The sequence below is a fragment of the Alcanivorax sp. P2S70 genome (genome assembly GCF_000475295.1).
GTDB lineage: Bacteria > Pseudomonadota > Gammaproteobacteria > Pseudomonadales > Alcanivoracaceae > Alcanivorax > Alcanivorax profundi.
This window is the reverse complement of the sequence record NZ_AXBZ01000014.1, coordinates 75,825-88,614: the sequence shown is the minus strand read 5'-3', so window position 1 is coordinate 88,614 and position 12,790 is coordinate 75,825. Positions and strand designations below refer to the sequence as shown.

General features: G+C 52.7%; 10 protein-coding genes. 3 read left to right on the top strand and 7 right to left on the bottom strand.

The genetic code is table 11. The features are described 5' to 3' along the window. Positions 1 to 57: 57 nt before the first annotated feature. The 3 genes from Q672_RS24045 to Q672_RS24035 all read right to left on the bottom strand — a co-directional run bounded on the left by Q672_RS24045 (position 58) and on the right by Q672_RS24035 (position 3,764). Entirely contained in the window at positions 58 to 900 is an 843-nt protein-coding gene (locus tag Q672_RS24045; protein WP_022985013.1) for a hypothetical protein, read from the bottom strand. Beyond that, positions 897 to 1,463, bottom strand: a complete 567-nt coding sequence (gene ampD / locus Q672_RS24040) for a 1,6-anhydro-N-acetylmuramyl-L-alanine amidase AmpD (protein ID WP_022985012.1) — start codon at positions 1,461 to 1,463, stop codon at positions 897 to 899. The genes Q672_RS24045 and ampD overlap by 4 nt, the downstream gene beginning before the upstream one ends. Before the next feature lie 66 nt (positions 1,464 to 1,529). Beyond that, positions 1,530 to 3,764 carry a DUF1631 domain-containing protein gene (locus tag Q672_RS24035; protein ID WP_022985011.1) on the bottom strand — a complete coding sequence of 745 codons (2,235 nt, stop codon included), beginning with the start codon at positions 3,762 to 3,764 and terminating at the stop codon, positions 1,530 to 1,532. A 197-nt stretch (positions 3,765 to 3,961) separates the two neighbouring features. Between Q672_RS24035 and Q672_RS24030 the strand changes: the two genes are divergently transcribed. Together Q672_RS24030 and nadC are read left to right on the top strand one after the other, a co-directional pair. Continuing rightward, positions 3,962 to 5,299, top strand: a complete 1,338-nt coding sequence (locus Q672_RS24030) for an alanine/glycine:cation symporter family protein (protein WP_022985010.1) — start codon at positions 3,962 to 3,964, stop codon at positions 5,297 to 5,299. A gap of 99 nt (positions 5,300 to 5,398) precedes the next feature. Then, the gene (gene nadC / locus Q672_RS24025; protein ID WP_022985009.1) at positions 5,399 to 6,238 is read left to right on the top strand and encodes a carboxylating nicotinate-nucleotide diphosphorylase; all 840 of its coding nucleotides are present in this window, start codon (positions 5,399 to 5,401) and stop codon (positions 6,236 to 6,238) included. A 93-nt stretch (positions 6,239 to 6,331) separates the two neighbouring features. Here the strand turns inward: nadC and Q672_RS24020 are convergent, their stop codons facing one another. The 4 genes from Q672_RS24020 to Q672_RS24010 form a co-directional block, all read right to left on the bottom strand. Then, positions 6,332 to 7,603 carry an O-antigen ligase family protein gene (locus tag Q672_RS24020; RefSeq protein ID WP_081703626.1) on the bottom strand — a complete coding sequence of 424 codons (1,272 nt, stop codon included), beginning with the start codon at positions 7,601 to 7,603 and terminating at the stop codon, positions 6,332 to 6,334. Beyond that, positions 7,561 to 8,946: a sulfatase-like hydrolase/transferase gene (locus Q672_RS34120; RefSeq protein WP_022985007.1), complete on the bottom strand. Its 1,386-nt coding sequence runs from the start codon at positions 8,944 to 8,946 to the stop codon at positions 7,561 to 7,563. Before Q672_RS34120 ends, Q672_RS24020 begins: the two co-directional genes overlap by 43 nt. A gap of 14 nt (positions 8,947 to 8,960) precedes the next feature. Then, complete coding sequence (locus Q672_RS24015; protein ID WP_022985006.1) at positions 8,961 to 10,148, bottom strand: serine hydrolase domain-containing protein; 1,188 nt, start codon at positions 10,146 to 10,148, stop codon at positions 8,961 to 8,963. Positions 10,149 to 10,218: 70 nt separating this feature from the next. Further along, positions 10,219 to 10,671: a pilin gene (locus Q672_RS24010; protein WP_022985005.1), complete on the bottom strand. Its 453-nt coding sequence runs from the start codon at positions 10,669 to 10,671 to the stop codon at positions 10,219 to 10,221. A gap of 412 nt (positions 10,672 to 11,083) precedes the next feature. Between Q672_RS24010 and pilB the strand changes: the two genes are divergently transcribed. Next, positions 11,084 to 12,790, top strand: coding sequence for a type IV-A pilus assembly ATPase PilB (gene pilB, locus Q672_RS24005; protein WP_022985004.1), 1,707 nt, complete (start codon positions 11,084 to 11,086; stop codon positions 12,788 to 12,790).

Sequence of the window (12,790 nt, the reverse complement as noted above, 5' to 3'; positions counted from 1 at the left end):
AGGAGTTATTCAGAGGCTCCCCAGCGCGAGCGTCACTGCTGCACCATGCGACCAAAGTCAGGCCAGCAATACCCAGAGCGCACAGGCGATCAACCAGATCGCCACACAGCGCAACACCAGGCCCTGTAATTCTTCCATCGGCTGCATGCGCTCAAGCAATGAACTCTGTTCGTCAATGGGACTGAGGCCCGATGCGGCCCGGGCAGCATCCAGCAGCAGGCTGGCAGCAGCCTCGTCGCTATTGGCCAGAGAAAACCAGCGATGCCGCATGCTATCCATGACAGCGGCGAAATCCCCCGCCAGCGCCATGCTAAGCACCAGTAAACGTTGCACTGGCCAGCTCATCCAGCGATGCAGGGTCGCGATCGCAGAGGACTCCACCCCAACCCGTTGCAACCAGGCCTGATTCATCACCCACAGAAAGGCCCCGGGCAAACCCAGCACCATCAACCAGAAGATCACCGCAAAGACACGAAACTCACGCGCCAGGGCACGCTCGGATAATTGCTCTTGATAGGCAATCTCGGTGGGATCGCCTGTCACACCAAATTCTTCACTGGCCAAGGCAGCGAACCCTTCCGGGTCATTCATGCGTCCACGCACCAGAAGCTCATCCACATGCCGAAACTCACTTTGCCCGCCCATTAACCAGACAAGCACCAGCAGAGCCATCAACAGCCACAACCACTGCGCCCAGAACCCCTGTAACGCACACCCCAGCAACGCCAATAACACTGCCGGCAGCAACACCGCCAGTAGATACAGCAAGGGCCCATTCCCCAGCCGGTTACCCAGACTCTGAAGCCATGTCTGGTGACGGCTTCGCAGCGTAAGCCACTGAGGCCAACTGACCTCCAGACGACGCAACCCCAGCACCAGAATCAACACCAGAAACTTCATGCCATTTCCTCCCTGAAACGGACCAGATCGTCACGGTAACGGGCCCATTGAAATGCCGGACCCGGATCGGTTTTGCGCCCGGGCGCGATATGCTCATGGCCAGTGATGCGAGGGTCGGTGATCGCCGGATAGTGTTGCTGGAGCAACACGGTGAGCGCGGCCAGCGAGCGATACTGCGCGGCTTCATAGGGCACCGTATCCGCCCCTTCGAGCTCCACCCCAATAGAGTAATCATTGCAGTTGTCGCGCTGTTCAAACTGCGACACTCCCGCATGCCAGGCGCGTTTGTCACAAGGAACAAACTGCAACAGGCTGCCATCGCGACGAATAAGGAAGTGGGAGGAAACCCGCAGTTCATGGATTTCCCGAAAATAGGGGTGCGCATCCGGGTCCAGCGCGTTGTTGAAAAGCGCCGGAATCCAGGGGCCACCGAACTGCCCCGGGGGTAAGCTGATGTTGTGGATCACCAGAAGGGAGATATCGTCGGGGTCGGGACGATCGTTGAAATTGGGAGAGGGGCACCAATGTGCCTGATCCAGTCGATGTCCGGTGAGGGTAAGCACCCGCGCCAACTCCTTGTCTGCAATGACGGATGTCAGCGGCTAGCGGAGCCCGGGCAGGCAGCCCTGTTAATGTTGCATGCCCGCCTGCATCTTGCGCAGATCACCGATGACAGCTTCCAGGGCCCGGTCAAACAGGGCGCCTTCCTCAATGAGTTTAGCAGTCCCTTCATGCAGGGCAACGGCAAGGCTGTAAGCAGAAAATTCCTGCACTTTGATCCCGCGCCGGTTAGTGAAAACCAGTTTCAGCCCGGCACGAATATTGGCCGCGAGCTTGGCTCGGCGAGGCTCTTCTGCGTCCAGCAACTCAATCCACTGGCCAGGGGCCAGCTGGGACGCCTTTTTCACCAGGAAATGATTGTCAGGCAAACTTGCCTTTTCGGGCTCAGGCTCTGCAGTTTCTTCTGCCTTCACCGCCACCCTCTCAGTTTGGAGCCCCTTGAGCAACTGCTGGTGAACATCACGGAAAGACACCAGCAACTGGCGAGTTTCGGCCTCGTCGTAGCTGATCCGGGAAAGGCCGTCATGCAACGTTTTCAACAGTTTCGGGCTGAGCGCCTTGAGCTTTTCCAACGCAGCCTGATCGCGGTGCTCGAGGACACTCCAGACTACCGCATCCACCACCTTCACGTGCTGCTGCCAATCCGCACTCTGCTCACCTTCTCGCAACCAGGTCAGGTAGAGCACCTGCTGCCAGCCCTGGCGCAATAAGCGGACCACGACATCGGGAAGCTTGCGTCCCGCCATGCGCTTATCAAGGACGGCAACCACTTCCTGGCGCGCGTGTTCAGCCCGGGCCTTCCCTTCTTCCGCCTCCCGAACACGCTGCTCCACCTTCTCTGAGCGAGACTTCTGCCCATCGAAGAAGTGTTGAAACTCCTGTAAAAGTGAGGCGAAAAGGCTGGCATCATCTTCGAAGTCATCGATGATTCGATGGACCGCCTGATTAATCCGTTGATACAGGTCATCCTGAATCCCTTGCTGGGGATCCCACTGACATCCCGCCCGGGCCAGCATGTTGAGCAGCTGGCGCGCCTCATGGTTGTCATTGCTGAAAAAGGATTTGTCGGTGATGGCGACTTTAAGCAGCGGAATCTGCAAACGCCCTAATAACGCCTTGATATCCGACGGCAAGCCTTCGTCATCGAGAATGAAGTCAAACAGCATGGAAACCAGATTAATGACATCATCATCTGCCTGGTCCAGTGCATGAATGGCTTCTCCGTGCTCAGTATCGAGCATCTCGGACAGATCTTCCTTAAGGGTGACCCGCTCACCCTCCTGATCATCAAGGCTACGCTCCACCCGCTGCAGACGATTCAATACTCCCAGCAAATCATCCGAGCTGACCTGATGAACCGACGCAGGATTGGCCACTGGCGCACCGTTCATATAAGGAACGCCATTTTGCATTACCGCCATGGGCGCATTCATAGCTGCCGCGCCACCTGCCCCCGTGGCTGGAGACACACCACCACCCTGCATCCCGCGCATGGTGACCAGCAGCTCCTGCAGCAACCCGAACATCTGGTCATTCATCTGCCCGCCGCCCATGGCATGCCCTTCGCCACCCTCGGCGGAGCGCCCCAGCGAACGATTACCCGGCTTACGAGCAGGCGCGATAGGAGCCGATTTCATATCCGGGAGTACCCCGGCATCAATCAGGATCTTGTTCGCCTCGCTAATCATATAGCCTGTTTCGGCCATGACTTCGCGCTCAAACAACTTCAGCACGATCAGGCGGGCCTTGATGTCGATAGAGAGCTTCTCAAGCCCATCGTTAAAGGCCGACATCAGTTTGCGGGGTTCCAGGGGGTTATTTTTTTCAGAAAGAGAAACCTTGCCTTCCAGCAAGTACTCAATGCGGTGAGTAAGTACTCGCATCTGCTCATCGCAGCCGTTTCTGGCGCGTCGAGCCATATTGTCTAGCGCAACGGAAGTTTCCAGCTCATCTTCATTCACCAGGCTCAGAGAGTCCAGATCTACCGGCGCATCCAGAGCCGAAGGCGCTTCGGATAGAGGCTTCATTCCCTGAAACTGATTAACCAATGACTGACGGAAACCGGTTTCAAGGCCCGCCCGCTGGATACGCAGCTCTCGCATGGCCTCGAAATAGCGTTCGCGCTCGTTATCCGTTTCCTTCTCTGCCAGATCGTAAAGGGCATCGTCAGCCCCATCCAGCATGTCACTCAAATAGGCAGACACCAGTTTCAGGTAGCCATCACGGACCTTTTCCAGCGGACGCGGCAGCTGGCTTGGTGCCGCATTGCCGGTCACAGGCTTGAGTTTGGTGACATTGGACATGGAACCCCCAGCGGCGAGTCCGCCTCATCGGGACAAATAATTTGATACTTATAACTTACCACACAACCAAGCATACGAATTTTGAACTAGTTGGCACATGAACCAAAGTATAGGTTTGGCTTCCTGACCTGCCAACGCTTTTCATGCCCGGCGAATTCCCCTAGCCTAAGGCTTTTCAGGGGTTCTGGACGATAGCCATGGATGCAACCGTTACAATTCTCAAACAGATAAGTGGTATTTTGTGGGGATGGCCGGCACTCATCCTCATCGCCGGCACCGGCATCTACCTGACACTGGTTCTTCGCTTCCTTCCCCTGCGCCAGCTGGGCTTTGGTTTTCGCCAGATGTTTGGCCCCCAGACAGGGGTTGGCACCATTGGCGCCAGTGCCGCACTGGCCACCTCTCTCTCTGCCACCATCGGCACCGGCAATATTGTCGGGGTTGCCACCGCTATCCACTCTGGCGGCCCGGGCGCACTGGTCTGGATGTGGCTGATCGCCCTGGTCGGCATGGCCACCAAATACGCGGAAGCCGTACTGGCCGTGCATTACCGCGAAAAAGACGCTGCCGGCCAATATGTCGGCGGCCCCATGTACTACATTCAGAATGGTCTCGGCCGAAACTGGCGCTGGATGGCCCTGGCCTTTGCGGTGTTCGGCATGCTGGCAGGCTTCGGCATCGGCAACAGTGTGCAAGCGAACTCGGTGGCACACGGGTTAAGTGACAGCTTTGGCCTGCCCACCTGGGTCACCGGTGTCACTCTGGCCGTGTTGGTCGGACTTGTCGTACTGGGCGGCATGAAACGGATCGCCACGGTGGCGACCTTCATCGTGCCTTTCATGGCACTGGCCTACCTGCTGGCAGGCCTGATCGTGCTGGTGGACCACGCCAGCGCCATCCCGGACGCCCTGGCGCTCTGCTTCGAAAGCGCGTTTACCGGGACAGCCGCGGCCGGCGGGTTCGCCGGTGCACTGGTGAAAGAAGCGATCCGCTTCGGTGTTGCCCGGGGCATTTTCTCCAATGAAGCCGGCCTTGGCAGCGCGCCCATCGCCCACGCCTCTGCCAACACCGACCATCCTGCTCGCCAGGGGTCCATCGCGATGCTTGGCACCTTTATCGACACCATTATTGTCTGCTCCATTACCGGACTGGCAATCGTATCTACCGGGGTCTGGACCAGCGGTGCAGAGGGCGCACCACTGTCCGCCATGGCGTTCTCTGCCACTTTTGGCGACCTTGGCAATGCCATCGTTGCCTGCAGTCTCGCCATTTTTGCTTTTACCACCCTGCTAGGCTGGAGCCTGTACAGCGAACGGTGCACCCAATTCCTGTTTGGCCCCAAGGCCGTCATGCCGTTTCGGGTCGTCTGGGTAATCGCCATACCTCTGGGCGCCGTGGTCAGCCTGAATTTCGTTTGGGCGCTCGCCGACATCATGAATATCCTGATGGCGGTACCCAACTTGATCGCTCTGCTATTATTATCGCCCATTGTGCTTCAGCTGAGCCGTGAGTTTTTTAATCGCAAGGCCCCCTGACAGATTTATAAATGCTTATTTGCCCACGGCCACTGCCCGGCAGGCTCTATTGATGCCTGCCTCGCAGTTCCCGTCTGGCTCGATATTCCGGAACAAAACATGCCCGCACTACCTGACTACATTCGTGATGACATCCAGCGCAACGTCGCCTTTGCCCTTGAAGAGGACATTCGGTGTGGCGACATCACCGCACAACTCATTGATGCCAATCGCAGCAGCACCGCAACCGTTGTTACCCGTGAAAACGCTGTCATGTGTGGTCAAGCCTGGGCAGATGAAGTATTTCACCAGTTAGGTGATGTTCAGGTGCAATGGCATGTCACGGACGGAGACAGACTGGATGCCAACACCACAATCTGCACCCTGATTGGCAATACCCGCCAGATCCTCACTGGAGAACGCACTGCCCTGAATTTCCTGCAAACCCTGATGGGCACCGCCACCACCGCCCGCCACTATGCTGACACCGTCGCAGGGACGTCCGTGACGATTCTCGACACCCGAAAGACCTTGCCCGGTTTACGTGCAGCACAGAAATATGCCGTACTGTGTGGCGGCTGTGAAAATCATCGCATCGGACTGTATGACGCTTTCCTGATCAAGGAAAACCATGTAGCTGCCTGCGGAGGCATAACCGCGGCAATTGCACGGGCACGGGCACTGGCTCCAAACAAGAAAATCATTGTGGAAGTGGAAACTCTCGAAGAACTGAAGGAGGCAGCAGCGCTGAGTCCAGACCAGATCATGCTGGATAATTTCAGCGCGGACATGTTGGCGCAGGCATCCCAAATGGCCACATCATCCGCCCTTGAAGTGTCCGGCAACTTGACTGTGGAGAACGCCAAGGTATTGCCTGCCGGCCGCCATTGGTTCCTGTCTTCCGGCGCACTCACCAAGCATATTCAGGCGGTAGATCTATCGTTGCGGTTGCAACCCTGACTCTGGGCTTCGCCAATGCCTCTGCAGTATCACCCTGCGGAAGATTGCCTACACACGAATTGCTGGAAGGGAGTTTTTCATTTTACTCCCAACTCAACTACTCAATGGCGCTTGGAGTCTCTTCACTTCTGCCAAAATGATCGCACACGCTCCAGAAAAAATTGCCGAAGGCATTGCATGATAAAAAACGCCATCATACAAAGAGAGTACGAACAAGGTTGAGAAGAGAGAAAGGCCGGCATAGAGGTAGACAGAATCTGCCCCCTCCCTTCTGCAACACACAACTCCCCGCAGGAACAAAGACAACACCACAGTGAAGAAAATCACTGAAAATATGCCCCCCCATTCCAAAGTAACCTGCAGAAAGCCGTTATGCGCCTGAACCGCAAAGCCATCAGGAAAAGCACGCACAAATGCCTCACCACCATTACCCAAGAATGGGTGTTGCTTTATTTCATGAACGCTGTCTGCCCATATCGCAAACCGATTCGTACTTATTCCGTTAAGACTCTTAACTTGAACACTTCGATCAAATGCCTTTACCCAACCCATACCTTTTTGGTCTACAGGAAATTTAGCAGAAACCGCCATAGCTGCCACCAAAAGGCCTATATACAAAACCATCACCCCTGGAGCGCGAAGCCTTTCAAAAATAACAAAGAGAAAAAAGCAACCGGAGACGGAAGCCAGAATTGCCCCTCTAGACCCAGACCAAAGCATCAAAGAAAAAGAGAAGAAAAAAACCAAGCAAAACAGCATCTTACTCGAAAGAGTCACTTTGGCTCCACCCCAATAACCAACAACAGAAGCAACGCAAAGCAAATACCCAAAGTGTCTTATATTTGCAAAACCGGGAGGGTCATTAAGCCAATCAAAACCTGATGGAAACTCCATCAAACACCACGCCACAATCATCCTAATCCCGCCCCAAACTGCACCGGCAGCAACTCCCAGCAAAACAGCCAAAGCAGCAGAATGAATACGGGATACGAGCACAAAAGTAGCCGCAAAAAACAGGAAGTGAGCAGCCATCCCTGATGCTCGCCCCCAATCCCCTCCTACCAAATTAATTCCAAGTACAGCTATAAAGAAAAAAACAGCTATCCAGACATAAGGACTCCTGACAAAGTCTCTTACCCCGAAAGCAGATAGCACCAAAACTGAGAACACCATCTCAATAGCTGTTACCTTTGAGTTATTCCAGTAAACTGCATCCCCATTTATTACCCCAAACAAGAAAAACGCTACAAACGCCATTCCACATAGCACTTTTTCTTTTAGCCCCAACCCCCCAAACTCGGGAAACATGAAAACACTCCCCATCACATTTCCCTTTCGCCGTTTCCAATCAAAAACCTTACCCATGGAACCTTACCTTTTTTAAAATTTCTTGTTTTTTCCGCATGATCAAGAATTGGAGGCTCATGATCTCCAACCACAATCACAGCAACCCCCGACATGAATGGATTTTTCGCATACTCCGCAAGGTTCGCAAAGAATTGCGCGTGAAGGTTTAGGTTTCGGCATGACTGCGTTTCATCTCCAATACCAAGCTTCTCGCAATCGACCCTTCTCTTATCTAGATCCCTCAAATCATAAATGGAGTGACTATTTAACGTTAGCCAGTAATAAAAAACCTTCCCTTCTTGTTCGAACGCTCCCTGCAATTCTTCAAACATATCCGCATCACAAGCACCAGGAAAAGAATAGCAGCGCCTCTCCCAGACTTTACTCTCAAAAAAAACTGCTGAGTCAAAACCGACTTTGGGATACCAACTGGTTCGGTCGTACATCAAACCCGCTGCTCCGTGCATAGAAAATGTTTTATAACCATCTTTCTTTAAAATGTTAGGCAGGCACATAGATAGCTCATCGCGATCCTTAAAACTAAAATGTAATGGCCTAAGCGCACAAAGCTCTCTCATTTCCGCGTCAATAGTAATACCGGAGAAGTCGATATCCCCCTGAGAGATTTTAGAGATTACTGAATTTTCAGAATACAACGGCTCAAGAACAGCTTTCATTACCGCTGACTCACTGACCCCCCATGACTCTGCGACAATCAATAGTATTTTTTCTGGTTTTTCACCTCTTCCCTGAAAAAAAACCTCGGTAACGCCAAAGTTTGGCTCTTCCGCGAAGGCGGCACCCTCATCGTCAAACCGATCAAAAAATGCCCCCTGCCGGCTTTCAAATGCAAACACCCATTGACTGCCAATCAATCCAGTTTTGGAGACTCTCCAAACTTTTTCTCCGCTATCCTCACCTAAAATAGATTCCGCCGCATACAGCAAAACAAAAGCGTTAATAACAACAAGAAAAACCGTTTTATCTACGCGAAATAAACTATACAAAGACAGAGAGACAAGCCCCAAGCAGAACAAAACCGAAAACCCGGCAAACACCTGGTAAGACCACGGCGCAACAGGAATAAACCTGGCCAAATAAAGCAAATCAAATACATCAATAATCGGAAAAACCTGGCCAACCAGAGCCAAGGCATCAAAGAAAAAAGCCAAAACGACAAGAACCGCCCCAACCCATCGAGACATAAAAACCATTACCAATGCAGAAAAAAAATAATCCACATTGAAAAATGGCCTCCCCATTTCGAAATAACCAGAAAACCCCCACCAAATCGCATTAGGAACTACTGCCAAAACGACCAAAATCAAAACCACATCGTTGAAAATTTTTCTTTTAGTCACCAAGTGTCCCTTCTCTAAATCCCATGAATATGATTGCTTATTCGTGCCAAGAACTTTTTCATCAATTCGCCTGAAGCGGCATTTTCAGTATCAGAATTACCAAGCCAGACAAACACATCACCAAACTGGCTCAGGGCAACAACGCCTGCAGCGCCGGGCAGATACCCTTCCTTGACATACAATAATTCACCGACACGGGGAGAATACTCATAGAACGCATAACCGAAACAGTTTCTTATCGCCTTATTATCACAACTGTCTGGGCGCCCTTGCAGTAGCAGCGAGCCAAGATCTGACATGACGATTTCGTGCATTAGAAACGCATAAGAATAGGCACTCCCTGTCATTCCCGCACCTGAAGAAATCGCATAAAAGTCAAACTTTCCACGGTTTATTTCACTGTACATTTGGTTATATCGATAATCATGCCATACCTCATCCTTCTCATACCGATACTCCGCAAACTTGATCCCCCTCCCTTCTAAATCAAAGAATTCATTGGCCAGCTCTCGATATTTTTTTTGATACACCTTTTCGAGCATCACACCCAACAAACAATAATTCAGGTTCGAATACTCGACAGGCCGATCTCGATTTACTTTTAAGCTGGCCAGATTTGCCATTGAATAAGGGCACCACGGCTTATCACCAACGACAAAAACAGAATCTCTATCCCTCTGATAAAAACCCGATCGATGAGAAAGAAGATCTCCAACCTGTACTTTTAACGGCCAATCTATTTTTTCTTGATGGCCATTACCATTCCATAGAATCTGGTCAATCTCAGAATCCAGCCCGATTTTCCCATCGGCTACAGCACGCATTACCGCTGCGGCTGTAATCGGCTTGGTCAGGCTTCCGTAGCGAAACCGGGTTTGAACCGAAACCCGTTCTCCCAGGAACTCAAACCGCTGAAGCCCCCCTATCTCACAGTGGCCTACCGAACCATCGCTACGCACCAAGGCTACCTGCCCAGAAAGCGTCTTCAGATCCTTAACAGCCGAAATAAGGGCCGACTCTAACCACAAAGGACTGCCTTCTGAGCAGCGCAGGGTCAGATTCGAAACAGCAGACTCCAAAGGGAAAAAGGCTCGATTGACCTCTTTTAGCCGGGTTGTCGATAAATGAACCACCGCAGCCAGCATAAGGAGCGAAACAGAAAGGAGGAGTAGCGCTGTCTTTGATAACTTGAATTCAGACATATACGGAACACCACAACGCAAAAGGGCACCTCATGGGTGCCCTTTTGCGTTAAGCTTGTTGCAGGTTGAATCAGCCACCAGAACCGGCTGCTTCAGTACCACAACCAGCAGGCTGGAATTTCTCTTCTGCAGTAGTGGTACAGCTCCAGGAGCCGCTCTCTGTACGGGTCCAGGTCAGGGATTCACCGTTGATTGCAGCGGAAGCGTTACCACCGAAAGTGGCGTCCAGCTCAGCGGTGTTAGCATCCAGGTCAATAGTCGCAGCAAGACCGTCTTGCAAGTCAGCACCCAGCAGGTTGCTGCTGCTCCAACCGAAATCACACTCGGTGTCGTCCTTGCCTTCCATCATGCAGGTCTCAACCACGGTACGCAGGGCGCCAACTTCACCCATTACACGGCTAACCTGAGACTTGGACACATAGTTCTGGTACTGCGGAATCGCTACGGCAGCCAGGATACCGATGATGGCAACCACGATCATCAGTTCGATAAGGGTGAAACCCTGTTGCATTTGCTTCTTCATGTCGTTTCTCCAACTTTTGGCAAATTTCTTATTGAGCTCACCCCTGGCGAGCATCTGCCGGTACAAATGCATGGACCGGGCCAACTTTTTTATCTCAGACTTTTTTCTGTTTCAACCCCCGAATTCCCTGCCTTTTGGCCTAGGCTCGCCGTTTTCGAACCAGCACCTTGAAACCGTACGCCACGGCAAGCCTCTCACACACCTTGTCACTAGGTGACCTATTTTGTCACACCCCCAGGGATTAATGACTTTCCTTGTCACTGCAAACACACTCTTGGGACCTTATATGAGAAACCCCTCGCAAGATGCTGATTTTCCGACCCCCGGCCTTCCCTCTGCCCACCACAAACGGTATGTTACGAAAAAAGTGTTGGGCATACCGACCATTCTAAGCAATAACAAGCAGGGTGCCATGGCCAGTCAGAACGTCACTTTCAGTGGTTTGCCGCAGCGATTACTAAAGCAGGAGCTGCTGACCGCCGATGCCATTCAGGAAATACAGCAACAGGCTCGCCAGGAACGGGTCAGCCTGGTTCACAAGCTGGTGGAATCCGGCAAGCTGTCCGCCAAAGTCGTGGCCAATGCCGTAGCGGAAGAGTTTGGCGACCCAATTCTTGATTTGAGCGCATTCCAGCGAGACAGCCTGATCAGGGACCTTGTCGATCCGAAACTGATCACCAAACACCATGTTCTCCCCCTGTTTCGCCGTGGCAGCCGCTTATATGTTGCCGTGGCCGATCCGACCAATCTCCCCGCACTGGAAGAGATCCGCTTTAATACGGGTCTGAATGTCGAAACCATTATTGTTGAGGAAGACAAACTCACCCACTGGATCGACAATCTGGAGTCCGAGGCCGATGAGGGCGCCTTTGATGATCTGGATGACGGTCTTGATGACCTGAATATCAGTGCGGCGGAAGAGAAGGACGACGAAACCAAATCTGGCTCCGACGATGCTCCTATCGTCCGCTTCGTCAACAAGTTACTGCTGGACGCCATTAAAGGTGGCGCCTCAGACCTTCACTTTGAGCCCTATGAAAAATCCTACCGGGTTCGCTTTCGCCAAGATGGCATTTTACAGACCGTATCCAAGCCTCCCATCAACATAGCCAGCAAGCTGGCCGCGCGCCTTAAGGTAATGTCCCGGTTGGACATTTCTGAACGGCGAGTGCCTCAGGATGGGCGGATCAAACTGAAAATCTCCAAGACCCGGGCAATCGACTTCCGGGTAAACACCTGCCCGACCCTGTTTGGCGAGAAAATCGTTCTGCGAATTCTGGATCCCGAGTCCGCCAAGATGGGCATTGATGCCCTTGGCTATGAAGAGGGCCAGAAGCAGCTGTACCTTGATGCGCTGCATAAGCCGCAGGGCATGATTCTTGTCACCGGGCCCACCGGGTCAGGTAAAACCGTCTCTCTTTATACTGGGGTAAACATTCTCAACACCCCTGAGCGCAACATCTCGACGGCAGAAGACCCTGTGGAGATTAATCTGGAAGGCATCAACCAGGTTAACGTCAATCCCAAGCAGGGAATGGATTTTGCGTCTGCCTTGCGCGCCTTCCTGCGCCAGGATCCAGATATCATTCTGGTAGGGGAGATCCGGGATCTGGAAACCGCCAACATCGCCATCAAGGCCGCCCAGACAGGTCACCTTGTGCTGTCGACTCTGCATACCAACAGTGCGCCGGAAACATTAACCCGTCTGCGGAACATGGGTGTCCCCTCGTTCAATATTGCTACCTCGGTCATTTTGATCATCGCCCAGCGTCTGGCACGGCGGTTGTGTGAATACTGCAAGGAAAGCGTGGATATCCCGAAACAATCACTGCTTGAGATGGGTTTCACGGAAGAAGATGTCGCCAGCGGCTTTACTGTTTATGGCCCCGTTGGTTGTGAAAAGTGCAAAGGCGGTTACAAGGGACGACTGGGGGTGTATGAGGTTGTCCGGATCACAGACGGTATTGCCCGTATCATCATGCAGGAAGGCAACTCCATTGAAATTGCCGACCAGTGTAGAAAAGATGGCTTCAATGACCTGCACCGGTCGGGCCTGGTCAAGGTCATGCAGGGGATAACCAGCCTGGAAGAAATTAACCGTGTAACAAGCGGACATTAA